Here is a 25,903-nt window from a genome sequence, read left to right as displayed (position 1 = left end):
GATTATGACTACAACAAATAAATCAATTACTACAAAGATGCACTGATAATGAGAAGCTCCGTCAAAAAATATTACATACCGCGGTTTTCCAAACAGATATAGGTTGCGTTTTATTATTGACAAATACATACAACGTATATATAATGTATGTGTTATGGCTAACGTATTATTGAGTATCAAAACAGACGCAGCTACCAAAAAGGCAGTCAAAGAATTTGCTGGTGAGCTAGGCGTATCTACTACAGCTTTAATTAATATGGTTTTAAAGCAAACTTTACGTGACAAAAAAATCGTTCTAAGCACAGCCAGTGAACCAACGCCTTACCTAGAAAAAATAATTACTATGGCAGACGTAGACTATAAGGAAGATAAGGATATTACCCACACAAAGGGAGCTAAAGAAGCTTTGGCGCACATAGATAGCCTAATGAATAAGTAGTATATGAATATAGATTTTACAAAATCTTTTAATAAACAATTTGCCAAGTTAGCATTAAAAAAACAAGAAAGAGCCAGAGCTGCAATAGAATTATACGTATGCGATGCATCTGACCCAAAGCTGCGTCTTCATGCCTTGGTTGGTACATGGCAAGGACACTATTCAATTAGTGCCGGAGGCGACCTTAGGCTACATCTTAAAATAATTGATAATAACACAATACTTTTTGTAGCTATTGGTAGTCATAGCCAGCTATATAAATAGTTTATATATATATTTTTTCTTTACACTTTTCCAAAAAAATTAACTCTTACTTTGCAATGCCCAAAGTAACAAAGCCTCTGCGCTTTGTAGTTAATTCTTAAGATAATAAATTATTTCAAAACTATATAAATACAACTTTGGGCAGCAAAGTTGGGTAAACTGCCGGGGTGCGTATAGCTCTTTGCGTAAGGGCTTGTAAAAGACAACAACTACAAAAAGAACTCACCATTCTTTTATTATTTAAGTTCAGATTGGCTTAACACCTTTTTGTTTAATAGTTGTTGCTTTTACGCCCTTTCCCATGAGCTATACGATACCCCGGAGCCCATATTTGTCTTGGCCATGATGATGACTACAACAAATAAATCAATTACTACAAAGATGCACCTAGCAGCGTCTTATTAATTCAAATATTACGTACTTAATTTGTAAATATTGTAAAAAGCAGGCATGCATGCTATAATGTAGGCATGAAATCAATACAGTATACAATTAGAAATGTACCACCAAAGGTAGATAGGTACTATAAAAAGATAGCGAAAATTAGTGGCAAAAGCCTAAACCAGGTTGTGCTTGATAAATTATCCGAAAAATCTGGCCAAGGCAAGAACAAAACTTTACTAGACTCACTTGATTGGTTTATTGGTAGCAATAGCATTGATGAAGCGACATACCGTGCATGGGAAGAAGATGACAAAATACAAAAAGAGCTAACACGCAAACAGTGGCTAAAAGATGATAATTGATACCAATGTCTATAGCGCGCTAGATAGAGCTGACCCAGTTGTGCTGCAAATGCTTGCTGGCGCACCCATGGCGTATATACCAATAATTGTTTTGGGTGAACTAAGGTATGGTTTTACTAAAGGCTCAAGGACTTCAGATAACGAAATTAGACTAAAGCGTTTTATATCTCTTGATACTGTAGAGACTATTTATTTAACAGACCAAACAGCAAAAGTATATGGAGAGCTTTCTGTTCTATGTTCAAAAAAAGGGCGAGCATTAAGCAATAATGATGTTTGGATTGCAGCTTTAGCTTTAGAAAACGATATGCCACTGGTTACTTTTGATAAAGATTTTGAAGTATTTGCCGATGTTTTAGGTGATGGGCTAATAATATTGTGAGAAAACTTAATTATGGTTATTCCATTAATGATAGAGCCGAGTGGGCAGATGCAAACCGTAGAGATAAAGAAGTCCCAGATAGTGAGCTAGAAGATTGGGATATCACTGTCGGTGACGGTGTAGAGTAGCGCATATCACAATAAATGGACTATATGTTTGCCGAGTAAGGATAGACCTATAAGAGCTTAAGTGCGGGTAATATTACTTGTTTTGCTGGGTGGCCTGATTTAATACTTTCGATTAATTCTTCTGGGTATAGCCACTCTGCTTTGTAAAAATCTTCTTTATTGTATAAGGGGGTTTCTTCGTATTCCACGATAAAAATATGGTTAAAGTAGGGTATGCCATTTAATGGCGCTAGAGTACCAATTAACCTAAATGAGCTGGTGTTTAATTGTATATTCAGTTCTTCTGCTGTTTCTTGGACTGCAGCTTCTATATAAGACTGGCCACTAGCTACGTGACCAGCTGCACTAAAGTCGTATGCGCCAGGTAGTAGCTTTTTATGCAATGACCTTGCTGGAACAAATAGTTGTTTTTTAGAGTTTTGTAAAAATACACCTACAGCCCTAACGAAGCCCTTGCTGGTAGCTGCTAATTGCGGTACCTCCGCTCTTAGTATGGTACCTACGACTACATCGTGTTCGTTAACAAGGTCTAATACTTCTTCTGGGTTATCTATAATCATTTATTCGTCATTGAGTTCTTCTATGTAGTTATTTAGAGTGGTTTGCCAGTCGCGTGGGGTAAGGCCCGTGTTGGTTATTTTGGTGAGGTCTAGTTCGCTTAGTAGTGGGCGGGGGGCAATGCCCTCTTTGCCTGCGTAATAGTCTACAGTAGATACACCAGTTACGTCATTTGGATTATGACCTGTTTTTTCATAGGTAAGTTTGGCAATATCTGCCCAAGATACAATAGGCCCGCTATTAGTAAAATTATATGTACCAAAAGGTTGTTTGGTGGTAAGTAGGTGGCTAATAGCACCTGCAAGATCTTCTGCAAAGGTAAGACGGCCACGTTGGTCGTTAACTACTTTTGGCTCGACACCTTTTTCTGCTAGTTCTTTCATGGTTTTTACGAAGTTTTTGCCTTTGCCCACAACCCAACTAGTGCGCAATATGTAGTGGTTGTGGATTGTTGATATTGCAAGGTCACCTGCGGCTTTGCTGGCACCATATACGCTTAATGGGCTAAAATGCTCGTCTTCTTTGTGTGGTACTTTTGTACCATCAAATACATAGTCACTAGAAACATGCACAATGGTTAGGTTGTTGGCCGCGGCTACTTGCGCCATATAGGCAAGTGCGTTTGCGTTGGCCTGCCAGGCGATTACACGGCCTTCTGGCGATTCTGCACCGTCTACATTAGTGTAAGCGGCCGCATTTATAATAGCCTGATACTGTGACCAATCTTTGTTTTTATATACTTCTGGGTCGCTAATATTAAATTCGTCTAAGTCTACATACTCTGCAGACGGAAAGTATTGCTTTAATGCATTGCCCAGTTGGCCATTGCCACCGGTTACTAGTATTTTGGCGTTATTCATACTTCAACCTCCATTGGCGAGACATCTTTTAACAGTGGATGTTGTGTGTCACGGTCATTAATTATTGCTGTATCTAAATTAATTGGCCATTTTATGCCAAATGAAGATTCTTTTAAATTAACAAAACAGTATTTTTCGTAATTATCTGCGCTCCAATGAGCATTGACGCTATACAAATAGTAAGTATCAGGTTCTAGGGTTTGAAAAGCGTTTGCGACACCTTTGGGCAAGAACACAGCTGTATTAGGGTTTATTTCATAAGTCTCTACGTTGCCAAACGTTTCTCCTTTGCGTAAATCTACCCACGCGCCAAATACTTTGCCTTTTACAACAGAAATGTATTTATCCCATGGTTCGGCATGAAAACCACGTGTTACACCAGCTTGCTTATTGTAAGATAGGCTATTTTGTACAACGTTAAAAGATTCGGGCATGCCTCCTGCAACCAGTTTTGCTTTTTGATATTTTTCTTGAAAAAACCCACGAGCATCATCAACCTGTGTTACGTCAAAAAATAGTAAGCCAGGTATTGATGTTTGATGTGCGGTGAACTCTGTTGTTGCAAGGTTTGCCATATACTATTGCTCCTTATCTTTACTTTCTAAATACTTACCGGCCATATAAAAGGCGGCTATGCTTTGCGAGCATACAATTTCTCTATTTATAATCATGTCATAAACTTTAGCTAAGGGCACTTTTTTTGTAGCAATTATGCCGTCTACTGGATCTAGCTTGTTAGTTACCTTTTTTAGGTCTTTAGCTAAACAAACATTATTTTTTATTGCTGCTACACCATTTGCGATATCAACCGTACTCATAATCTTTATAGAATCGGCCTGCATGCCTGTTTCTTCTAGCAATTCGCGTTTGGCAGCTGATTCTACAGTTTCGTTTTCTATAAAACCAGCAGGGCATTCCCAATTAGTTTTGCCTGTTGGATAGCGCTGCTGCAAAGTTAGAAAGGTGTTTTGATGTGCATCTATGGCAACAACATACACTACATCACACCTATAGCGCATATAGCCGTATATTGATTCGTTGCCGGCAGGGGTGATTACTTGGTCTTCGTACACTATTAACCAGCGGTTTTCATACACTATCTTAGAGCTAAGTTTTTGCCAATCTGCCATTATTTAGTTTGTATCCTTATCTTGTAGCCAAGTTTCATAATATTGCAAACCAGCAAGGGTTTGGCAATCATTAATATCACCATTTTGTATCATTTTGCTAATTTTTTCACGAGAGAAAAAACGCATGTCTTCAAATGTTTCGTCAGAATCTTCTTTTTTACCGGCAAAGCTCAAGTCGCTGGCTAGATATACTGCCATTTTTTCTGTCATAAACCCGTTGCAAACATATGCCGACCCTAAGACCTCCCAATTATTGGCAATTATCCCAGTTTCTTCTTCTAGTTCGCGCTTAGAAGCAGTTAATAAATCTTGGTTGTCTCCGCCACCGCCAGGTAACTCCCAGCCGTAAGATTTAGACGGGTACCGATAGCTGTAGACTAAAAAGATTTGTTGTTTTTCATTTACGGCTACTATCATGCAAGAATCTCTTGATTCTAAATATCCGTAGATACCTTTATTGCCACTAGGTGTGATAGTTGTGTCTTCGTGTATTTTAATCCAGGGGTTTTTATACACAATTCTAGATGATAACTTTTTTCTTTGCAGGGACACTTATTGGCCTTTCTGGGCGTAGGCGGCTTCTACTTTGGCTTTTTCTGCTTGCCACCAAGGTTTGTTGTTGGTGTACCAATCTATGGTAGCTTGCAAACCTTCTTTAAGGTTCGTGTATTTTGGCTCCCAGCCTAGTTCTGCCTGCAACTTGGTGCTATCTATGGCGTAGCGTTGGTCGTGACCGGGGCGGTCATTTACGTGATCGTACCAGTCTTTTGGTTTGCCCATAAGCTCTAGTAACATTTCAAAAATGGTTTTGTTGTTTTGTTCGCCGTTGGCACCTATTAGGTACAATTCTCCTAATTTTCCTTTTTCTAGAATGGTATGTACTGCTGCGTTGTGGTCGTCTACGTGTATCCAATCGCGCACTTGTTCGCCCGTACCATACAACTTTGGCTTAATATCACTTAAAATATTAGTAATTTGACGGGGAATCATCTTTTCTATGTGTTGCATGGGGCCGTAGTTATTAGAGCAGTTGCTTATAGTTGCCTGCAAGCCAAAGCTTCTTACCCATGCCTTTACAAGTAAATCTGAGCTTGCTTTGCTGCTAGAATACGGGCTAGACGCGTTGTAAGGAGTGGTTTCTGTAAACTTAGCTGAGTCGTTTAGCTCTAGATCGCCATATACTTCATCAGTGGAGATGTGATGCAGGCGTTTATTGTGCTTGCGCACGGCTTCTAAAATCGTATAGGTACCAACGATGTTCGTGTTTATAAATGGCCAAGGGTCACGCAGGCTATTATCGTTATGTGATTCTGCGGCAAAATGTACCACAATATCGTTCTTTGCGACTAAATCATCCATTAGGTCTTTATCGCAGATATCACCAGTTATAAACTCTATTTTATCTAAGATAGATTCTACATTATCTGGATTGCCAGCATAGGTGAGTTTATCTATTACGGTTACTTGATGTTCGGGGCGATTATTTAGGGTGAAATGCACGAAGTTTGCCCCAATAAACCCCGCACCACCTGTAACAAGTAGTTTTGCCATATGTATATTGTACTACCAATAGTCACTATAGTTTGTTGTATTAATAGGGGTCGCTTGCATAAGTATATTTAACAACATGTAAGTTACCAAATAGCATTATTCATTTTCAGAGATTTAACGGATTAAAGAGAACAGACAATGTGATTATACGTAGAGTGGTATATAATTCATATATGTCACAAGATGAATTTACAAAACTTTTTACGTATGTTTCTAAGAAGTTAGATATTATTGAAGATAAGCTAGACGACACCGCCAAAAAAGTAGATATTCAAAGTATTTTAAACAGGCTTGATTCAATAGAAAAACAGCTCGAAATTTCTGAAGACGAGAGATTAGTTATGGGTCACCAGTTAGATATGGTCAACCGATGGGTTAAAGAGGTTGCTGACAAAATTGGATATAAACTAACCGTCTAGGAGTATGGCAGGCTATGATTGCAGTTATTATTGCGGGGGGTTCTGGCACGCGGCTGTGGCCCCTTAGCACCAAAGACTACCCCAAACACTTATTAAGCCTGACTAATGATAAAAGCTTGTTGCAGAATACGGTTGACCGCGTACAGCGGTTGGCAAAAAATGATCATATTTTTGTTATTACAGAAGCGTCGCATTCTAAGCATGTAATTAATCAGCTAGAAGGACTACCAAAAGAAAATATACTCATAGAGCCAGGTAGGCGCGGCACAGCGAGTTGTGTTTTGATGGGCTTAAACCATGTAAAAAAACTTGGCCTGCCAAAAGATGAACCAATTATATTTTTGTGGGCAGACCATTTAATACGCGATAACGATGGCTTTGCAGCGAGCGCCTTAAGGGCAGGCGAGCTAAGCAAGGGCGAAAAGCGGTTAGTATTTATTGGAGTAGAGCCCACACAACCTGCAACAAGTTTTGGCTATATGCAAAAAAGCGGTCCTGTAGACGGTTGGTTTAATGCATTTTTCTTAGAGCAATTTAAAGAAAAACCAGATAAAAAAACAGCGGATGCATATTTTCATAGTGGTGCATATTTGTGGAACACAGGTTACTTGGTAGGCTCTTTGCGAACATTTGAAAATACCATGCAAGCAGTAGCGCCAAAGTTGTACCAATCTTTAGCAAAACTATATAACGCCCCTGACTTTGAGACAGCCTATTTACAACTTAAAAACGAAACAATAGATACTGCATTGTCTGAGCATGTGACAAACGGCTTAGTTATACCAGGCACTTTTGACTGGGTAGATGTAGGGAGCTTTAGCGACCTGCATTCGGTGAGCAGTACTAACGACGACGGTAACCATGTTTGGGGCAATGGTGTAGAACTAGAAAATACCACCAATAGCTATATACGTAACGACGATACAGAGCCAGTTGCAGTTATTGGACTAGATAATATTGTAGTGGTAAACACACCCAACGGTGTACTAGTGGCTAACAAAAATTACAGCCAGAAAGTTGGCGATATAGCCAAGCGCATACAGAGTTAGAAATTGGATTATAGATTTTAGAAGTAACACAGGAGGGACATATGCAAGAAATTTTAGACGAGATTTTTAAAGCGTACGATATACGGGGTAAGGTAGGTACAGAATTGACCCCAGAAGTTGTTGAAAAAATTGGCTATATTTTTAGTAACTGGCTGCAAGGCAATGGTGCCATTGCGGTTGGCCGGGACATGCGCCCAGATTCTGCCGAACTGGCAAATGCACTCATTAATGGTGTAAGAAAAAGTGGGCGAGATGTTATTGACATTGGGCAAGTAACAAGCGACATGATTTACTTTGCGGTGGGTAACTATCATTTGGCTGGTGGTGCAATGATAACCGCAAGTCATAACCCAGGTGAATATAATGGCATAAAATTATGCAAAGAAGAAGCAAGACCAATTGGAGTAGAATCTGGACTACTAGACATAAAAAACGAAGTATTGGCGCTCACTTCGCTTGAAACTGATGAGTATGGCAATTGTATAGAAAAAGACATTACAGAGGATTGGATAAACCACGTACTAGGCTTTGTTAATACAAATAAGTTAAAGCCCCTTAAGATTGCGGTTGATGCAGGTAATGGTATGGCAGGCAAAATATTCCCAGAGCTTGAACCGTACGTGCCGTTTGATGTGCACGAAATGTTTTTTGAGCTAGATGGTACGTTCCCTAACCATATTGCCAACCCGCTAGAGCCAAAAAACTTGGTAGACATTAAGAAAGCTATTAGTGCGTACAGCTGTGACGCAGGCATTGCTTTTGATGGTGATGGCGACAGGGCAGTACTAATTGATGAAACTGGCGAAGCATTAACAGGTACGGTGCTGACAGCATTATTGGCAGATTATTTTTTGCAAAAAAACCCTGGCGCAACTATCTTGTACAATGCAATTTGTGGTAAAGCAGCGGCTAATACTATAGAAAACAATGGTGGCAAGGCAATACGTACAAAAGTTGGCCACAGCTATATAAAAGCAGATATGAGAAAACATGCGGCCGTAATGGCAGGTGAACATAGTGGTCATTATTATTTTAAAGACAATTACTATGCAGATAGTGGGCTGATTGCTGCAGTTATAGGGTTGTACGTACTTTCTACTAGTGGTAAAACGCTAAGTGCGTTAGCTGCACCGTATAGAAGAGCGTACGTACAGATACCAGAAACTAATTTTGAAGTTACCAATAAAGAAGCCGTGCTTTTAGACATAAAAACTGCTTATGCTGGCAAAAAAATAGATGAGCTAGATGGTATAACTGTACAATTTGATAGTGGTTGGTTTAATGTACGGGCGAGCAATACAGAGCCACTACTGCGCCTAAATGCAGAAGCAAAAACTCAACAAGAACTAGATGCAATGGTTAAAAAGGTTACAAAAATTATTAAGGCTTAAATTTTGCCAATAACATTATAGCCATTTGGATTATTGGCCTGCCAGCGCCAGGCGTCTTTGCAAGCATCATCTATGGTTTTTTCTGCGTGCCATTTAAGTTCTTTATTAGCTTTTGATGGGTCGGCATAGCAGGCAGCGATGTCACCCGGCCGTCTTGGTGCTATTTTATATGGTATATGTTTGTTACTTGCCTTTTCAAAAGAAGCAATAACGTCTAACACAGACGCACCCTGCCCAGTACCAATGTTGTATGCAAGGTATGTATCTTTTTTGCCACCATGATGTAATGCTGCTATGTGGGCGTTTGCGAGGTCTACAACATGAATATAATCACGCACGCCCGTACCGTCTTTTGTGGCATAATCGTCGCCGTATACACTAAGCTCGGTGCGCTTACCCACAGCAACTTGGCTAATATACGGTAGTAAATTATTTGGTATACCATTAGGGTCTTCGCCAATAAGCCCAGAGGAATGGGCACCAATTGGGTTAAAGTAACGCAGAGCAATGATTTTCCAGCCTTCTTTACTGTTGGTGATGTCTTCTAGAATTTGCTCTATCATTAGTTTTGTTTGCCCATACGGGTTTGTGGCAGTCTTAGGCGCTGATTCTTTTATAGGCACCGTGGTAGGATCGCCATAAACTGTGGCAGAAGAACTAAAAACGAGCTGTTTTACATTATATTCGCTCATTACTTCTAATAAGACGAGTGTAGATATTAAATTATTGTGATAATAATGCAGTGCTTTACTAACTGATTCTCCAACCGCCTTAAGCCCCGCAAAATGTATGACAGCATCAAAATTATTAGTGGCAAATAGGGTTTCTAGCTTGTCTTTTTTTCTAATATCTAATTCATGAAAAGACACATTTTTATTTGTAAGTTTTTCTACGCGTTCAATAGATTCGGCTACGCTATTAGATAAGTTATCTACTACAGTGACATCGTAGTTTTTATTAAGTAACTCTAGCGTGGTGTGGCTACCAATGTATCCAGCCCCACCTGTAACTAAAATATGCATTTACTCCCCCTTATACCATAGTATTTTACCTGAAAGATCAATATGTAAGTAGGAGCTATTTATAAACGGTAGCGTAATGTGCGATGATTGATGTATGAATAACGATGATAGAAAACCAACCCAACCAATAAACCAGTTTAGTACTAACCCTGATAGTACTGTAGCTACAAAGCAACCAAAAAAATCAAAAAAAACTAAAATATTAGTTTGGCTTATTATTATTGCACTGCTGGCTGGTAATATAGCGCTTGGCTATTTGTACTATGTACAAACTAAAGAAATTACCGATTTAAAGAAGCAGTTAGATAGCGCGCAGCAAGTAAAAAATGAACCTGCCACCAGTGCGCCTACTGCTAGTGATACTAAAACAAGCTATACGGCAACAGTGGGTAAGTTTACACTAGCCCTACCAGATAACTATGTAATTATTAAAAAGCTAGACGGTGGTTTTGAGGGTGGCCCAGGTACGATATTGCAGGTAACACAGTTCTTAGATGAAGCAAAAGGTGTAGTGGGTTTAGATAACCCCTTTTCAGAAGTAAAAATTACCGCGTTACCTACTACTAACTTTGAAGGCTCGGATGGTTTGAGTAGTTTTATGGAATCTTTACTACAAGGTACGAGCATGAGTGAGCTAGAAAGCAAACCAGATGTAACCATAGATGGTGTTACCGCCAAAGTATACGGGTTTAATGGACTTAGTTATATTGAATGGTACGTTTTTGAAAATAACGGTATTTATTACGGTGTTGAAGTTGCTGGGGCTGACCAAGAACCTAGTAAATCTATCATTAAAGAAGTTATTGCTGGTTTTTCTTTTAATTAATTTACGATACGAAGGCCACAACTTGACCCCATAATTACAGCATCTATATATTTTAGGTGCTATAATTTAATCGATGAAGACCATAGATACAATATCTGTTACTGAACTTACAGAAATGGCAGAAAATATGTACGGTAATTTAGTGAAAGCTGTAGTAGATATTAATAAAAACATTTTGGTAGTTGATGCTGAAATGCACGCAGACGAAGAACAATTTCTGTTAGAAAATGGATCAGACCAAGCAGATTTGTGGGGTATAAATTTGTATCCAGCCAAGTTTGGTAGTGAAGATTTTATTGAATTTGATTCTATGATAAATATTCGTCCCCGGCAAAATAATATGACACGTGGAGTAGGTGATCCAGATTTACGCAAAAAGATACAGACTATTGTTACCAAAAAGGTAAAAAATGACTGATTACATGGTTAGTAGGCGTAAATGGGCATCTTTTACGATTTTTGAACAAATGGGCAATATTTATAGCGAAGTTGGCCGATCTTTTAGTGCACAAAAACTTAATGATACAAAAGCTAAAGATGCTGCTATGGTGCGGGCAATTGACTTATTTGATGCGACTACAGAAGAACTTGTGAAGAATAAGTCACCAAAAACTAAAGAAGTATTACGGGCAAAAGAAATGTACTTGAAGACACTTTTTTACGGTGATGAAATACAGCGAAGTGAGATTGATAAATACTTTATGCAATTTGCTATTGCTGCACGTTTACACAAGTAATTATCGTATTCAACCAAACAACTAAGCTTTATATTATCTGCTCGTATGATTTGTTATTCTACGGTGACTGATTTGGCTAAGTTGCGGGGCTTGTCTATATCGTGGCCGAGTTCTAGGGCGGTGTAGTAGGCATATAGTTGCACAACAATAGCCTCTAGAAGTGGTAATAACTGATCTGAAGCTTCTGGTATGCTAATGATATCGTCTGCAAGGTCTTTTAGCTGTGGTACGTGTTTTTTGGTAGTAACGGCGATAATTTTACCGTTGCGGGCTTTTACCTCTTGCAAGTTGCTGGCTGTTTTTTCAAATAGTGTAGGGCTAGCAGCAAGCGCAAAGGTAGGAAAGCTGGTGTCTATGAGCGCTAGTGGGCCGTGTTTCATTTCGCCTGCAGCGTAGCCTTCTGCGTGAATATAGCTAATTTCTTTGAGCTTAAGCGCGCCTTCTAAAGCCATGGGGAACTCGTAGGCACGGCCAAGGTACATAAAATCTCTGTGATGTGCATTTTTTTTTGCAATTTTTTGGACGTGTGGTGCTAATGTTAGTACTTCTTCTGCCTTTTTTGGCAGATGGGCAAGCTCTGTTAGGAGCGGTTTATAGAGGCTTGTGTAGCCTTTGCCCAGCCATAGCGCCAAGAGCGCTAGTACCGAACTTTGAGCAATAAATGCCTTGGTGCTGGCAACGGATATTTCTGGCCCAGCATGGCAATAAATGCCAGCATCGGTAATACGTGCGATGGTGCTGCCGGGGGCGTTCACAATACCAAGCCTAAGCACACCGCTAGATTCTACTTTTTTAAGCGCAGCAATGGTATCTGCTGTTTCGCCGCTTTGCGATATGGCTAGTACTGCAGTATTAGCAGTTAACGGCTCTTTGCGGTATTTAAATTCGCTGGCTAGTTGTACCTCTACCGGAATATTAGCAATTTCTTCTAGTAAATATTCGCCTACTAAACCTGCGTAGTAAGATGTGCCACAGGCAATAATGATTATTCGGTCTATGTGTTTTAGCTGGTTAGCGACAGATTCTATACCACCCAGCTTTATTTGGTTTGTTTCTAATTTAATGCGCCCTAGAATAGCGTTTTGAATCGTTTTGGGAGCTTCGTGAATTTCTTTGAGCATATAATGAGCGTAGTGGCCTTTACTGGCAGCAACGTCTTCTAACACGATATCTTCTGGCGGGCGGTTTACAGGCTGTTTCTTGAGAAAGTTTTTAATACGATAGCTTTTGCGTTCGATAATGGCGAGTTCGTAATCTTCTAGATAAATTATTTTTTGGGCAGCATCGGCGACCGCAGAAGCATCAGACCCAACCATGTTGGCATCTTTACCTATGCCAATACACAGTGGGCTAGATAGTTTTGCAGCATAAATTTTATGTGGTTCGTGGCTAGTGGTCATAACAATAGCGTAGGCACCTTTTAGCTCGCGTATAGCTACCTCGAAAGCTTTATCCATTCGTTCAAATTTTTTATAAAAGTAGTCAATTAAGTGTGGAACGACTTCTGTATCTGTGTGTGATACAAAATTGTAGCCTTGTTTTTGTAACATAGCCCGTATTTCTTCGTGATTTTCTATGATGCCGTTATGCACAACAAATATTGTTTTAGATGAATTGCTATGCGGATGTGCATTATTTTTGGTAGGTGCACCATGCGTTGCCCAGCGGGTATGGCCAATAGCAGTATTGGGTTTTATTTGTTTAAGCCCTGCCAGTTCTGATTCTAGCGCTTGTACACGGCCTGCCTGCTTTACACTGCGAATAGTGTTGTCTGTGCAAAAGGCTACGCCAGCCGAATCGTAACCGCGATATTCTAAGTTTTGTAAACCGGTAATAACAGGTGACAGTGCATTGCCACGCCCGACGTATCCGACTATTCCACACATCCTTTTTATCTCCGCTTAGTAGATAGTATTTAGTATATCGTAGTTTGGGGTTTGATAGGTGGTGATGATAAAATGTTGGTAAGAATAAGCAATATAATATAAAGAAGGAAAATTCATCCATGAAAAATCAAAAAGGCATAACGGCAATCGTAGTGCTTGTAGTGGTGCTGATTGTGGCGGTAGTTGGGCTTGCAGGCTACTACGTATATAACATGCAAAAAGACAAAAACGAACCCACGGTTGCTCCTACAAATAGTCAGCAAGATAATACCAAGAATAGTGCTACTCAAAACACCACGCTTGCCAAAGAAATTTGCACAAAAGACAAGGTAACATGTATAAAATATCCTGATTTTTGGGAAGCAACCATAGATACGCAAGAAGATGAGTTTGCTGGCCCTGTACAGGTAGAAACCATTACAATAAGAAACGAAGCCACGGGTTCTGAATTAAATTACACGAGTGACATAGATGGATTTGGTGGTGGTTGTATGGACGGTGATATTTCAACCAATATTACAAAAGTTGTTCCATCTAGCAATTACCAGGGGGCGAGTGTAGTAACTGTTTTATCTGATACTGACCAAGAAGAAGTGTATTTATACAAAGACGAAACCATGACACCAACAGTAGGTGTGAGTACGTCGTGTGCCTATGCATATATAAGCTTAAATCAAAATATGACCAACGATTACGTATTTTCACTGCAAGCATCAAGTGCCAACAAAGCAGATACTGCAGTACTAGAAAACATGGTTGGATCGTTTACCAGCACCCACTAGGGCTATAAATATTGTTTCACGACTGCTGAAAATTGTTTTTTAAAGTTATTGTTATTAAATTTTTTAACTTCTTTACCAATTTTTTTGTGATCCCATTTAGAACCAAGTGCAGTAACAATAGCATCTGCAAGCGCATCTGCTGTTTGACGATGAAACAGCACGCCAGTGGCATCGGTAACGTAGTCTAGTGCACCACCTTCGCCATAGGCAACTACGGGCGTACCAGCTGCCATAGCTTCTACGGGTGCAATACCAAAATCTTCTACACCTGGGAACACAAATAACTCGGCCTTAGATAGTAGTTTGGGTAGCTCTGTATCGGTTACATTGGTTAAAAAGGTAATATTTTTATGACCCGCTGCTTGAGCTACTAATTTTTTGTGCATAGAGCCATTGCCAATTACGGTTAAGGGCATATTAAGCTTTTTAGCTGCGGCAATGGCTAGGTCAAACCGTTTGTAGGGCACTTGCCGGCCAGTAATAATAAGGCCTTTACGTTTTGTAACTGGCGCATATTTGCTAAATCTATCTATATCTACTGGTGGGTGAATAACAATGGCGTCGCGATCATAATATTCTTCTATTTTTTGTTTAATATGGTTGCTGTTGGCAATAAGCACGTCTGGTCGCTGGGCAACTTTATAGTCCCATTTACGCATTCGGCCACCGAATATTTTTAAGCCTGCTCTGGCTACTGGGTTGAGCATGCCAAAACCAGGTTCTTTAAGGTATTCTTGGTACCGGCTCCAATAGTAGTGTGTAGGTGCATGGCAATAGGTAATGTGGGTGGCACCCTTTTTTAGTTTTTTGACAGCTTTAGCCTCTGCTCCGCTAGACGAAATGATAATATCGTACTGCGTGAGATCTATGTGCTGAAAAGCTTGGCGGCGCAAAACAGGTAATAATTTACGTACGGTAGATTTTTTTGGCAGGCTTTGCAGCCACGTTGTTTTAACATCTGCGTCATCGAACCAATTAATTTTTTTAGGGTCGTATTGGCTGGTATAAATAGGTGCATCTGGGTAGAGTTCGTGCATAGCAAGTAGTACACGCTCGGCACCGCCAATGCTTGTTAGCCAGTCACTAACAATTGCTATTTTTTTAGTGCTTTTTTTTGCCATTTTATTTAGCTCCTCTCCCTGTTAATACATCTATGACAGTGCGAAACAAAATTTTAATATCGAGCCAAAAACTCCAGTTTTGTACGTAGTAGAGGTCTAGCGCCCGGCGTTCTTCAAACCCAATGCTTTTACGGCCTGAAATTTGTGCCAAACCAGTTATGCCAGATTTTACACTTAGAATGAGGTCTTTGTAGGCGTAGTTTTTGAGCTCTTGGGGCACTAGGGCGCGGGGGCCTACGAGGCTAATATCTGCTTTAAAAACATTAAAAAGCTGAGGTAGTTCGTCTAGGCTTGTTTTGCGCAAAAATCTACCAATTGGTGTTACCCGAGGATCTTTTTTAAGGAAGTCGCCGTTTTCGCGGTATTTTTTAATAAGCTGTGGTTTACCCATGGCAGTGAAGGCTTCTTCTGGGCTCATGCCACTGTAGCGCTTGTTATGGGTGCGAAACTTATAGATATGTATGATGGTGTTAAACCGGCTTAAGCGGTCTTGCTTAAAGAGCGGTGAACCAAAGTCGCTTAGCCAAATGACAAGGGCAATAAGGAGATACACGGGTGATAAAATAATAATCCCGAAACCACTGGCAATAATATCAAATAATCGCTTAACGATACGCCCCCAGCCAGTAAGAGCGGTTTGGTGTACCGACACAACAGGCAAGCCCTGAAACAGCTCTACATCAATATTATTACTCAGCATACCCGCCTGCGATGGAATGTACTTGTAAGCGATATGGTTGGCTTGGGCAGTAGCGAGCGCTTCGTTTGCTACACGGCTGTCATCGTCTAGACCCGTTACTACAATGGTATAAACATTGGTAGAACCAACAACAGCGAGCGCCTCTTTGTAATCTTCTATTTGTAGGTGCTGCAATTTTTTGGGTAGCTCGTCTTTGGTAGCGATACCTACAACACGGTACCCGGTGCGCGATGGATGGTTAAGGCCTGATACAAAATTCTTTAGGCTTTGGCCAGCGCCAATAACCAAAACGTTGTTTACCCCAAAGCCAGTGCGCCACATAAACATACGAGCAGCGCGCATGAGTGTGCGGCCAAGCACCAATAATAAGAAGCCAACCACAAGCCCGTATGCTGGCACTAACCGTGCAGGGAAGATTGGCTCATCTACAATAAAATCATAGGTAATAATTGTCATTACACCAAGTATGCTACCAATAGCCAAGTGCACCATCTCTTTCCAGCGGTAATCGTAGACGTTTCTTCTATACAGCCCCAAAAAACCAAAGATTAACAGCCAAACAGGCAGTAGCATAATCCAGGTTTTTAAATATTCTATAGATGAAATTTGGTTAATAAGCGAACGACTGTCTAGTGTAACGCGCAATATGTAGGCAACAATAAACGCTGCAAGCAGAGCGATAAAATCACCCAAGATGAGGGCGAGAGCGTATAAAAATGATGCATTGCTCTTCATATGTGTTGGTACTACCTCTTAGGGGTATTATACCTTCTTTGGAGCTTTTTTGGGCACATTTGCCACGCTTGTAATACCAAGTGCTATACCAATCCATAGCCAAATATAGACAACGTTGATGTAGCTGCCAAAGAAAAAGAACTGCAGTGCAAACGCACCCAAACGTCCATTCATCATCACTGCTTCTAGACTACTGTAGCGCGCAAGTGCTTTTATAGCTGAACCAAACACAATTACTATAGCAGTCAACCCAATAATGCCCAGTTCTGCAAGCAGTAAAATATAGTATATATACACGGTGAGATTATCTGGTGCAGTAGGTTCTATATTGGCAACAACATACGGGCCAAGATTACCCGCGCCAACTCCAAACAAAAAGGTAAGTGGTGTGTCGCGCCAAGCTGATAGTGCCAGCTCTGCAGCGCTTAGGCGTTCGTTACCTGATGCTTCAATGAGCCCTGGGCTTACAAATTTGTCCTGTGACGCTTCAGAAGGTGCCTGTTGTGGTACTGGAGTTGGATCTGGTAGATCTATTACCCCAACCGTTAGGTGCTCGGTAATGCTATCTACTGTTTGATAGGTGATATCCGGAGTGCCGTTGTAGCGTATGGTGGCCGCCGTGACAAGCAGTACTAAAGAGCCAATGATACTAAGAGCAATCACACCGTAACTTATCATAATTGTCTTAAGAGAAGTGAGCTTACGTGCATAAAGCGCAATTGCCACAGCTAAAAGGCTTATAGCCAGCGCTACGTAGGCACCCCGAGAAAAAGTAAGCCCAATTGTGCCTACCGATGCCACCAAGGCTGCCCACCCGAGCTTATTTGGTGATTTAACGACGCTATATAGCGCAGCAAACACAAAAGGTATCATGGCATTGGCAAAGAATTGCGGTTCTGCCGCTAAGCCGTTCACCCGAGGAAAGCCAAATACTTCGGCCGTACAACCAGGGCATAGAACACCGAGTGTGCTATTGGTTAGCGTAAAAATAACCAATTGTATAAGAGCGATTATGCCAAATCCAATACTGGCATACAGTAATGCATGCACCATAATAATTCTTCTTTTATTAGAAAGTTCGTTGGCGGCAAACCACCAGCCAGCTAACACAGTAGCAACAAGCAATAATACAGAAACTGCCAGTAAAAAACTACGCGCAGGGTACAAAGACCACAAGACACTTATAGCAGTAAGTGCAGAAAATACTGCTAGTGAGTAAAAGGTTAGCTTATGATATGTATTAAAAAAAGTAGCACCGGCGTGGTACATTGGTTTTACGCATAACAATACAAAAATTGTCGCGACGAGCTGGTAGGCACCAATTCTGAATGACGGAAAGTTAAATAACGGAATAGCAATGCTAGGATATTTAGAAAATGGTGCTCCAATTAAGAGACAGATAAAAACAATAAAACGCCAATCGCGTGCTGACATTGAACCCATAACTATTCTATTGTAGCGATGTTAGCTGTGATACACTAGTAAAAGAACAAATTGCAAACACTATGCGTATAAAAAAGAAAACTAGAAAACTCATTACACAGATTGTAGAATACATGATTGCTGGTGGCGCATGGTTTTGGAGTGGCTACATCATTATATCTGTTTTAGATGATAGAATTGCCTTATTTTGGGCGAATTTTATAGGTAACGCAGTGGGTATAAGTATTAATTTTATCCTTAATAAATATTGGGTGTTTAAAACTAAAAAACAATCAGATTTATTAAATACTACTTGGCGATATGTTATATACACAGCTTTAAATGCCTTTTTACTAAATTATTTAATACTGCAAGGATTACGTGATATTGGCATAGAACCAGAAATAGGCCAATTTTTGGCAGCTGGGTTCTTTACGGTGTGGAATTTTATCTGGTATAAAGTATGGGTATTTAAGGGGCAACCAAAGCCTAAAAAAAGGATAAAACACCATGCCTGATGCTATAAGACCGACCAAGCGGCAACTAGAGCTACTTGATTTTATTGGTGCATTTATTGCACAGCATGGCTATAGCCCAAGCTACCGCGAGATTATGGTGGGGTGTCATTACACTTCTGTGGCGACTGTGGCGCTGCATGTTAATAATTTAATAGCACGGGGCCATTTGGTGAAGCGTGGGCGTTCGGCTCGGTCGTTAGAGGTTACCGACGCAAAGGTAATAGCACCTCAACCGTCAACGGATGTTACACAGTCACAAGCGAAATGGCTGGTGGTACTTATAGGTAACAGATTTACAATTGCAGAAAGCCAACCAAGTATTACTCAGCAACAGCTCGATGAACTATATGTTTTAGTAGGATCATTAAAAGTATTAGGTTTACAAGACGCTGCCACGAGCTTTATGCCACGATTGAAAAATTTACATGAGCATCTAGTTTAATAATTATTCTGTAAGAAAATGTAATTATGAGGGTAGTGTAATAAAGAAAGCACCGCGATAATTATCTTTATATCGTTATATAAAAAACACCTCGCATATCTAGTGCGAGGTGTTTTAGTTATAGAAGCCTATTATTTCTTGTCTTCTTTGACTTCTACTGTTTCTATTTCTAAGCCACCACCAACGCTTAACACAGCGTTCCAAATAATTGCTACAAGCGCGCCGTATAGCCACCCAAACGCAAACCAAATAAGTGGATATACAATGAGGGCAAATAAAGCGATGCCTAACGCTGCGAATATATCACCTAACAGTGTAAAATTGTTGTTTGCAATCACGCTGACAACCCCGACAATAGAGCCAACGATACCAAGTGCAAACGCGACAATTGCATTTACAATACCAACTAGTTTTGCTAGAGATCCCACACCAACTCTCGTAATACCTACTTTTTTCATATAGACCTCCGTTATGATTGTAATTATATTTTAATCACATATCATAACAATTCGCAAGTAACGGGCTACATTATAAGTGTGTCTGAGCCGACACTACGTTCGCCTATACGTTTTTGTAACTCAGAAAGTTGTTCTATAGGGTGATCTATATCATTCATAACAACGTCACCTTCTATTTTTGGGATGCGAATGTGTACATCGCCATACCCAAAACGCTTGCCCATAACACCTTGAGTCATCTTAAGCGAAATAATTGATTCGTAACGGTATATTGCTTTTGAGGTGCCCCAGTTACCGGCCTTAGAATGTATAATTAGAGCATCTTTGGCTATTTCGTACCTTTTTACGTTCCAATCGAACCATAATTTAACAGAAGTAACTCCCCATCCTAACAAGAGCATAATCCAAATTAACACTTTCAATCCAAAACCCTGGTTAGGTGCCCACCCAAATAATTTAGCAGTGGCCCATGTACCAAAAATAGCTAATACAAAAGCAGCAACCCCTAGAGTAATTACCTGTACTTGCAACCCCTTTGGGCTACGTTTTAAAATAGTTGTTTGTTCCATATATGTAAGTATACGTGAGCGTTAGTAATAAGTGGCTATTTTCTATATATTTTACCTGTTTTTGCATGAACGACACTAGAAGGGAGCTCGTTACAGATGCCTCCGTCTACATAAAAGTCAATCGATTCGCCAAAGTAGTCTTGAGCCTGCTGTATAGTTGTAGCGGGTGCAAGTGTATCTGGGTTGGCGCTTGGTGCAATAATGGGGCCGCTCAGTGCTAAAATTTCTTGTAATATAGCTGTGCCAGCGACCCTAAACGCAATACTCCCAGTACCCCGAGTAAGGTGTTCTAGGTGTGGGTTACTGCATGGCACCACAACGCTAACCTTGCCCGGCCAATACTGGCGCGCAGTAATGATATCTGACGGCTCAATATCAAATTGGGCCATATCTTCTGGCTGAGCAATTAAGACAATACATGGTTTAGTGCTTGGGCGATGTTTTACATCGTACACACGCTCAATAGCAGCTACGTCAGTAGCGAGGGCAATGAGCCCGTAGACCGATTCTGTGGGCACTACACCAACAGCGCCACCGCGCAGCATTGCACCAGCTTGTGCGGCAGATACGAACATCTATTTCTTTGGCGCTCCGTATTCGGTTGTCCAATCATCTAATACGTACGAGTTTGTGGTAATTATTTGTATAACAATACCCAGTGATATTAATACAAACGTAACTATCGTCCATAGTACCGAGTTGCTAATAACCGCACTCGCTGTGGTGTAATCAAATGCGCTGAGTTCAATTTTATTGAATAGCACCAATATGCCACCAACCAGCGCAACTGCACCAGCCATAGATGTAAGTGCCACGAGCAAATATTTTGCAACATTGAGCCCAATAGTTGCGAGCGCAAATACAACGCCAAGTGATATACCAACAACGGCACTTAAGAAACCTTTACTAAAACCAATCCAACTCATAAATGCCGTACCTATCCAATAACCGGTTGTTGCGCCAAGTAGTACAACAGCCAAGCTGTAGAAAAAGTAGGCAAATAGTGCAAATACAAAACCTATGATGAGCCCTGTGACGATGCCCATTGTTGTCGCAATAAAGCCAACACTCGTGGCATCTGCAAAAACGGCTGCTCCAACTGAAAATCCGGCAAAAAATGCCCAAAGTGGAATTAGAATTCTAGCAAAACGATACCCGGCTGTTAGTAGCAAAACGCCTAAACCACCTGCCAGTAGCGCAAAAATTACCTCTTTCATATGTAGTCTCCTTAGTTGTATTTATATTGTACGCTGTTACTAGTTGTTTTGACCATTGTAATTTTATTGACCAATAGGGAGCAAACAATTTATACTACTCTAGTTGCAAGGTAACTTGCTTGTACCTTTTATATATATTCCTGGGTAAAACAAAGAGCATTCGGGAGTAGTCCGTCAGCTGACGGACAAGAAGCTGTATAATGACAACTATGTATCAGGTGTACGTCATATATAATGATGTTGTTAATAAGTACTACATAAGCCAAAGCGGTAATTTAGACAGAAGGATTAAGTCGCACAATTATAAATTGGGCAAACACCATACAGCAAGGTTTGAGGGCGAATGGAAGTTGATATATAAAGAATCATTTTCCACCCGCTCTGAGGCAATTAAGCGCGAAAAGCAATTAAAAACTTCACGTGGTCGGGCGTACATTTCAAATTATATTCCTGGGTAAAACCAGGAGCATTCGGGAGTAGCTCAATGGTGGAGCAAGAAGCTGTTAACTTCGAGGTTGCCGGTTCGAGTCCGGCCTCCCGAGCCAGGCCCAGCAGAGAAATAGGTAGACCAGGTTCCTAGACCTATCCCTAACTTCTCTCCTTGGTCAGACAAAATGCTAATTTACGGTTCGTAAGTTACAAATGTTGGAACCGTCCGAAAGGACGGTTCTTTCATTATCACCCCTGTAAGTCGGTTCGAACCCAGCCTCTCTCCTCCCGAGCGAGCAAGCATCCCAAAAGCAGACCCGTTCCCCAGACCGACATCAGTGCTATTATCTATATATGCTAGAGTTGTTTAAGCCCTATAAATACAAACTGTCTTTCACTTTTCTGCTGATTATATTGGAATCTATAGGGTGGATATTGTTTCCGTTTGTGATAGGTGTTGCTATTAATGATTATCTTGAAGGTAGTCACAGAGGTCTGATACTTTTTGGCTTGCTTGGCTCTGTGACACTAGTGCTAATGACTGTGCGAAGGCTGTATGATACAAGACTATATTCAAAAATATACGAACACATTGGGCTTGCCTCTACCAAACAAAATACGCAACTATCCGCAAAAACAGCACGGCTAAATATGCTACGCGAAATTGTAGAGTTTTTTGAGCATTCGATGCCAGAGCTTATAAACAGCTTTGCGGTTTTATTTGGGTCACTATTCTTTTTAGCATTCTTGAGCATTAAAGTATTTATTGCCGCGCTTATTGTGTCGGTGCTTATTGTATTAATATATGGGCTTTCATCTAAGAAAACGCTACGCTATAACCGCGAGTTTAACGATGAATATGAAAAGCAAGTGGATGTTGTTAAACAAAACAAAGAAGTAAAAATACAAAAGCATATTTTACGGCTTAATACATGGACGATAAAACTATCTGATATTGAAACTCTAAACTTCGGTTTAACATGGGTGCTGGTAATTTGCCTACAGTTATTTGCAATAGTAGTGTCTGCCAACGAAGCCGTAGCTTATGGCACAATACTATCTATTGTGCTGTACGTATTTGAATTTACCGAAACTTCAATTCAGATACCATATTCGTGGCAAGAGTATCTACGATTAAAAGATATATTTCAACGGGTGCGTAAAACCTGACGTTATTTATGAGAAATAACATGCTTAAGTTGGTATAAAGCGAGCCTAAAAATCAGGCGGTAAAACAATTGGCTCACATCTGGCCGTGGGGTTTAGATCAGAATCGAGCAAGCCAGAACTACGATTGCAGCACTAACTATTAATATTCGGATTTAAACAGATGTTATTATTAATTTATGCGATTATCTAAAAGCCTAATAGGGTCTCGTAGCAGTAAAGCTGTATACGGAATAATACTTGTCACAGCTGTTGTCATTGGCTCTGGAAAGCATGATGCAGAGCCCTTAAATATTGCTTTAAAAGTATTGTTTGCTGCCATTGTGATTGTTTTGGCTGAAGTGTATTCCGAATACTTAGGTGAAAAAATTAAAAGAAAAAGAGCCTTAAGTAAAAGTGATAAGAAAAATATAGTATATGATGCATCTGCCATATTTGTGGTGTCACTGTACCCTGCATTTATATTTATTTTAAGCTCACTCGGACTATATTCTACTGAACTGGCATTTATAATTACATTTGTTATGAGTCTTATCGGGCTAGGCGTGTTTGGCTATATTGCATCTATTTACGCTGGAGATTCAAGATTGGTGAGTGCCCGAAGAGCACTTATTGCGTCACTAATTGGTTTAGCGGTTATTTTACTTAAATATGCATTTGGGCATTAAAGCACCACTATTAATTTCAAAAGTAGTCACCATATGACTAAAATAATAGATAATTAACTGGTGAGCGTATACAAAGAACGATTAAACTTATGCAGTCTTAGCAACGTTAGGAGCACATAGTGGAACACACTAATCACACGAGCCACGAACACCATAATCATGACCAACATGCTGGTCATGATCCGGATATGTTCAAGAAAAAGTTTTGGCTTAGCTTTATTCTAACGATTCCCGTACTCGCATATTCACAAACAATACAAGAAATCCTTAGCTTTACAGCACCATCGTTCCCGGGCAGTCAGTGGATTCCAACAGCTTTAGGCACGTTCATCTTTTTGTACGGTGGACTCGTATTTCTCAAGAGCGCAAAGGCCGAATTAGCAGCGAAACAGCCTGGTATGATGACACTTATATCAATGGCGATACTTGTGGCTTTTGGGTATAGCATTGCAGTAAGTTTGCACATTGTTGATGGTATGGAATTTTGGTGGGAGGTATCAACGCTTATTACAATTATGTTACTTGGACATTGGCTAGAAATGGCTTCGGTCCAGAACGCACAAGGCGCATTGCATGAACTTGCCAAACTACTACCAGACGAAGCTGAACTCGTTGCAAAAGATGGTACAAAAGTAGTGTCGGTTGCCAGTTTAAAGGTTGGGGACGTTGTATTAGTACGCCCTGGCGCAATAATTCCAGCAGATGGCATAGTTGTGAAGGGTGAATCTAGCGTTAATGAAGCTATGCTTACTGGTGAATCTACAGCAGTAAACAAGAATGTGAAATCACTAGTTATTGGTGGTGCCATAAATGGGACTGGAGCACTAACAATAAAAGTTACTAAAGTAGGCGATGATACTGCATTGGCTGGAATCATGAAACTTGTAGCTGATGCCCAAAAGAGCAAATCAAAAACACAGATAGTTGCAGATAGAGCCGCCTTTTATTTGACGTTTATTGCTTTGGGAGCAGCATTAGTAACAGCGATTAGTTGGGCATTATTTAGTGATAAGTCTGCTTCATTTATTTTAGAACGAGTCGTTACAGTGCTTGTTATTGCATGTCCGCATGCACTTGGATTAGCTATTCCGTTAGTCACAGCTATATCTACAACCCTTGCAGCAAAGAATGGCTTGCTCATACGGGAGCATATAGCCTTTGAATCGGCTAGGAATATTGACGTCGTACTGTTTGATAAAACAGGAACACTTACTAAAGGTGAGCAAGGTGTCGTTGATATTATTTCCGACAGCAGGAAGAGCAACGATGTACTAGTTTTAGCAGCTGCTGTTGAGCAAGAGTCTGAGCATCCAATTGCTCGTGCGATTGTAAGCTATGCCAAACATCAAAAAATTAAAATTACCGACGCTAAAAACTTTACTGCGCTTTCTGGCCGTGGTGCAAAAGCATCAATTAATGGTAGGCACGTACACGTTGGTGGCCCGCAATTAATCAAAGAGCTTCATGTAAAAGTCAGCGACGAGTTGCAAGCACGTATACATAAAGCTGATGCCGACGGTATGACGGCCGTATACATACTAGAAGATGGGGTAGTGATAGGTGCAGTATTGCTCGCTGATGTGATACGTCCAGAATCTAGCAATGCTGTAAGCTTGCTGCAGAAAAATGGTAAACGCGTAGCGCTACTTACTGGTGATGCTAATGGTGTTGCGAAATGGGTATCAAAAGAACTTGGTATTAATGAATATTATGCAGAAGTACTACCCGAGTATAAGGCAGGTGTTGTTCAAAAATTACAGGTAGATGGCAGTAAAGTAATAATGGTAGGTGATGGTGTAAATGATGCCCCAGCATTAACTCAGGCAGATGTTGGTATTGCCATAGGTGCAGGCACAGACGTAGCTATTGAATCAGCTGGCATAGTACTTGTAAGTAGTGATCCGCGAGGAGTCAACAAGATTATAGTACTGTCTAAAGCTGCATATAAAAAAATGGTACAAAATCTTGTTTGGGCAACAGGATACAACGCAATTGCCATACCGCTGGCTGCAGGTATTACATATTCTGCGGGGTTTGTTTTATCACCAGCTATAGGGGCAATACTTATGTCATTATCTACTATCATAGTTGCCGTTAACGCACAGTTGCTGAGACGAATTGCATTATAAGAACCTCTTATATAGCTGTAGATTTGTATAAAGCGCACAAATTTTTCTGTTAGTAGAAAAAAGTTGCTATATGGGGTTACAACGAAAGTAGGATGAATACATAAGCATATTCATCTATACTATATACACATGACTTGGTACAAAGAAAACAAAGAAAA

The 25,903-nt window shown here is 40.3% G+C and carries 32 protein-coding genes and 1 tRNA gene; 18 read left to right on the top strand and 15 right to left on the bottom strand.

The features are described from left to right. Positions 1–154: 154 nt before the first annotated feature. From H6795_04270 to H6795_04255, 4 genes are all read left to right on the top strand, one after another. Positions 155–439: a hypothetical protein gene (locus tag H6795_04270; protein MCB9817708.1), complete on the top strand. Its 285-nt coding sequence runs from the start codon at positions 155–157 to the stop codon at positions 437–439. 3 nt (positions 440–442) lie between these two features. Further along, entirely contained in the window at positions 443–703 is a 261-nt protein-coding gene (locus H6795_04265) for a type II toxin-antitoxin system mRNA interferase toxin, RelE/StbE family (GenBank protein ID MCB9817707.1), read from the top strand. A gap of 470 nt (positions 704–1,173) precedes the next feature. After that, on the top strand, positions 1,174–1,449 hold the full coding sequence (locus tag H6795_04260; protein ID MCB9817706.1) for a hypothetical protein: 276 nt from the start codon (positions 1,174–1,176) through the stop codon (positions 1,447–1,449). Further along, positions 1,439–1,831, top strand: a complete 393-nt coding sequence (locus H6795_04255; protein MCB9817705.1) for a PIN domain-containing protein — start codon at positions 1,439–1,441, stop codon at positions 1,829–1,831. The genes H6795_04260 and H6795_04255 overlap by 11 nt, the downstream gene beginning before the upstream one ends. A gap of 175 nt (positions 1,832–2,006) precedes the next feature. Here the strand turns inward: H6795_04255 and H6795_04250 are convergent, their stop codons facing one another. Genes H6795_04250 through rfbB form a run of 6 tightly spaced genes read right to left on the bottom strand, consistent with a single transcriptional unit; the run spans position 2,007 to position 6,058 of the window. Next, a complete protein-coding gene (locus H6795_04250) occupies positions 2,007–2,519 on the bottom strand; it encodes an NUDIX domain-containing protein (GenBank protein ID MCB9817704.1) in 513 nt (170 codons plus the stop codon). Continuing rightward, complete coding sequence (locus H6795_04245) at positions 2,520–3,377, bottom strand: NAD(P)-dependent oxidoreductase (GenBank protein MCB9817703.1); 858 nt, start codon at positions 3,375–3,377, stop codon at positions 2,520–2,522. Continuing rightward, positions 3,374–3,952 (bottom strand): dTDP-4-dehydrorhamnose 3,5-epimerase family protein, encoded by a 579-nt coding sequence (locus tag H6795_04240; GenBank protein ID MCB9817702.1) that lies wholly within the window; start codon positions 3,950–3,952, stop codon positions 3,374–3,376. The genes H6795_04245 and H6795_04240 overlap by 4 nt, the downstream gene beginning before the upstream one ends. Before the next feature lie 3 nt (positions 3,953–3,955). Further along, positions 3,956–4,507 carry an NUDIX hydrolase gene (locus H6795_04235; GenBank protein ID MCB9817701.1) on the bottom strand — a complete coding sequence of 184 codons (552 nt, stop codon included), beginning with the start codon at positions 4,505–4,507 and terminating at the stop codon, positions 3,956–3,958. Positions 4,508–4,510: 3 nt separating this feature from the next. Further along, the gene (locus H6795_04230; GenBank protein ID MCB9817700.1) at positions 4,511–5,059 is read right to left on the bottom strand and encodes an NUDIX hydrolase; all 549 of its coding nucleotides are present in this window, start codon (positions 5,057–5,059) and stop codon (positions 4,511–4,513) included. Further along, positions 5,060–6,058, bottom strand: coding sequence for a dTDP-glucose 4,6-dehydratase (gene rfbB / locus H6795_04225; protein ID MCB9817699.1), 999 nt, complete (start codon positions 6,056–6,058; stop codon positions 5,060–5,062). 173 nt (positions 6,059–6,231) lie between these two features. On the opposite strand from rfbB, the gene H6795_04220 reads away from it, so the two are divergent. The 3 genes from H6795_04220 to H6795_04210 are packed head-to-tail and all read left to right on the top strand — an operon-like array spanning position 6,232 to position 8,917. Beyond that, entirely contained in the window at positions 6,232–6,477 is a 246-nt protein-coding gene (locus H6795_04220) for a hypothetical protein (protein ID MCB9817698.1), read from the top strand. Positions 6,478–6,491: 14 nt separating this feature from the next. After that, positions 6,492–7,526 (top strand): NTP transferase domain-containing protein, encoded by a 1,035-nt coding sequence (locus H6795_04215; GenBank protein ID MCB9817697.1) that lies wholly within the window; start codon positions 6,492–6,494, stop codon positions 7,524–7,526. A gap of 41 nt (positions 7,527–7,567) precedes the next feature. Beyond that, a complete protein-coding gene (locus H6795_04210; GenBank protein ID MCB9817696.1) occupies positions 7,568–8,917 on the top strand; it encodes a phosphomannomutase/phosphoglucomutase in 1,350 nt (449 codons plus the stop codon). Here H6795_04210 and galE read toward each other — a convergent pair. Next, on the bottom strand, positions 8,914–9,939 hold the full coding sequence (gene galE / locus H6795_04205; GenBank protein ID MCB9817695.1) for a UDP-glucose 4-epimerase GalE: 1,026 nt from the start codon (positions 9,937–9,939) through the stop codon (positions 8,914–8,916). The two genes, H6795_04210 and galE, sit on opposite strands and share 4 nt — an antisense overlap. A gap of 94 nt (positions 9,940–10,033) precedes the next feature. Here galE and H6795_04200 point away from each other — a divergent pair, with 94 nt between their 5' ends. From H6795_04200 to H6795_04190, 3 genes are all read left to right on the top strand, one after another. Continuing rightward, positions 10,034–10,765: a hypothetical protein gene (locus H6795_04200; protein ID MCB9817694.1), complete on the top strand. Its 732-nt coding sequence runs from the start codon at positions 10,034–10,036 to the stop codon at positions 10,763–10,765. A 73-nt stretch (positions 10,766–10,838) separates the two neighbouring features. Beyond that, entirely contained in the window at positions 10,839–11,183 is a 345-nt protein-coding gene (locus tag H6795_04195) for a hypothetical protein (GenBank protein MCB9817693.1), read from the top strand. Further along, positions 11,176–11,502 (top strand): hypothetical protein, encoded by a 327-nt coding sequence (locus H6795_04190; protein ID MCB9817692.1) that lies wholly within the window; start codon positions 11,176–11,178, stop codon positions 11,500–11,502. Before H6795_04195 ends, H6795_04190 begins: the two co-directional genes overlap by 8 nt. A gap of 53 nt (positions 11,503–11,555) precedes the next feature. Here the strand turns inward: H6795_04190 and glmS are convergent, their stop codons facing one another. Continuing rightward, the gene (gene glmS / locus H6795_04185) at positions 11,556–13,388 is read right to left on the bottom strand and encodes a glutamine--fructose-6-phosphate transaminase (isomerizing) (protein MCB9817691.1); all 1,833 of its coding nucleotides are present in this window, start codon (positions 13,386–13,388) and stop codon (positions 11,556–11,558) included. A gap of 119 nt (positions 13,389–13,507) precedes the next feature. On the opposite strand from glmS, the gene H6795_04180 reads away from it, so the two are divergent. After that, positions 13,508–14,170 carry a hypothetical protein gene (locus H6795_04180; protein MCB9817690.1) on the top strand — a complete coding sequence of 221 codons (663 nt, stop codon included), beginning with the start codon at positions 13,508–13,510 and terminating at the stop codon, positions 14,168–14,170. A 2-nt stretch (positions 14,171–14,172) separates the two neighbouring features. Here the strand turns inward: H6795_04180 and H6795_04175 are convergent, their stop codons facing one another. Genes H6795_04175 through H6795_04165 form a run of 3 tightly spaced genes read right to left on the bottom strand, consistent with a single transcriptional unit; the run spans position 14,173 to position 18,169 of the window. Beyond that, entirely contained in the window at positions 14,173–15,291 is a 1,119-nt protein-coding gene (locus H6795_04175) for a glycosyltransferase (protein MCB9817689.1), read from the bottom strand. A gap of 1 nt (position 15,292) precedes the next feature. Continuing rightward, positions 15,293–16,726: a sugar transferase gene (locus H6795_04170; protein ID MCB9817688.1), complete on the bottom strand. Its 1,434-nt coding sequence runs from the start codon at positions 16,724–16,726 to the stop codon at positions 15,293–15,295. 27 nt (positions 16,727–16,753) lie between these two features. Continuing rightward, positions 16,754–18,169 carry an O-antigen ligase family protein gene (locus H6795_04165; GenBank protein MCB9817687.1) on the bottom strand — a complete coding sequence of 472 codons (1,416 nt, stop codon included), beginning with the start codon at positions 18,167–18,169 and terminating at the stop codon, positions 16,754–16,756. A gap of 62 nt (positions 18,170–18,231) precedes the next feature. Between H6795_04165 and H6795_04160 the strand changes: the two genes are divergently transcribed. Both H6795_04160 and H6795_04155 read left to right on the top strand, forming a co-directional pair. Further along, positions 18,232–18,666: a GtrA family protein gene (locus H6795_04160; GenBank protein ID MCB9817686.1), complete on the top strand. Its 435-nt coding sequence runs from the start codon at positions 18,232–18,234 to the stop codon at positions 18,664–18,666. Continuing rightward, on the top strand, positions 18,659–19,108 hold the full coding sequence (locus H6795_04155; protein MCB9817685.1) for a hypothetical protein: 450 nt from the start codon (positions 18,659–18,661) through the stop codon (positions 19,106–19,108). Before H6795_04160 ends, H6795_04155 begins: the two co-directional genes overlap by 8 nt. A 131-nt stretch (positions 19,109–19,239) precedes the next feature. Here H6795_04155 and H6795_04150 read toward each other — a convergent pair whose 3' ends face one another. From H6795_04150 to H6795_04135, 4 genes are all read right to left on the bottom strand, one after another. Then, complete coding sequence (locus tag H6795_04150; protein MCB9817684.1) at positions 19,240–19,566, bottom strand: hypothetical protein; 327 nt, start codon at positions 19,564–19,566, stop codon at positions 19,240–19,242. 65 nt (positions 19,567–19,631) lie between these two features. Next, a complete protein-coding gene (locus H6795_04145) occupies positions 19,632–20,135 on the bottom strand; it encodes a PH domain-containing protein (protein ID MCB9817683.1) in 504 nt (167 codons plus the stop codon). Positions 20,136–20,170: 35 nt separating this feature from the next. Continuing rightward, positions 20,171–20,710, bottom strand: a complete 540-nt coding sequence (locus tag H6795_04140) for a Sua5/YciO/YrdC/YwlC family protein (protein ID MCB9817682.1) — start codon at positions 20,708–20,710, stop codon at positions 20,171–20,173. Beyond that, complete coding sequence (locus H6795_04135) at positions 20,711–21,352, bottom strand: DUF4203 domain-containing protein (protein MCB9817681.1); 642 nt, start codon at positions 21,350–21,352, stop codon at positions 20,711–20,713. A gap of 209 nt (positions 21,353–21,561) precedes the next feature. Here H6795_04135 and H6795_04130 point away from each other — a divergent pair, with 209 nt between their 5' ends. The 5 genes from H6795_04130 (at position 21,562) to H6795_04110 (ending at position 25,745) form a co-directional block, all read left to right on the top strand. After that, entirely contained in the window at positions 21,562–21,810 is a 249-nt protein-coding gene (locus H6795_04130; GenBank protein MCB9817680.1) for a GIY-YIG nuclease family protein, read from the top strand. A gap of 12 nt (positions 21,811–21,822) precedes the next feature. Further along, positions 21,823–21,897, top strand: a tRNA-Asn gene (locus H6795_04125). Between the two features lie 238 nt (positions 21,898–22,135). Continuing rightward, positions 22,136–22,951: a hypothetical protein gene (locus H6795_04120; GenBank protein MCB9817679.1), complete on the top strand. Its 816-nt coding sequence runs from the start codon at positions 22,136–22,138 to the stop codon at positions 22,949–22,951. Positions 22,952–23,127: 176 nt separating this feature from the next. Then, entirely contained in the window at positions 23,128–23,616 is a 489-nt protein-coding gene (locus H6795_04115; GenBank protein MCB9817678.1) for a hypothetical protein, read from the top strand. A gap of 119 nt (positions 23,617–23,735) precedes the next feature. After that, on the top strand, positions 23,736–25,745 hold the full coding sequence (locus H6795_04110) for a heavy metal translocating P-type ATPase (GenBank protein ID MCB9817677.1): 2,010 nt from the start codon (positions 23,736–23,738) through the stop codon (positions 25,743–25,745). Positions 25,746–25,903: the final 158 nt, after the last annotated feature.

The sequence above is a fragment of the Candidatus Nomurabacteria bacterium genome (genome assembly GCA_020631975.1).
GTDB lineage: Bacteria > Patescibacteriota > Saccharimonadia > Saccharimonadales > CAIOMD01 > JACKGO01.
This window is presented reverse-complemented; position numbering and strand designations above follow the sequence as displayed.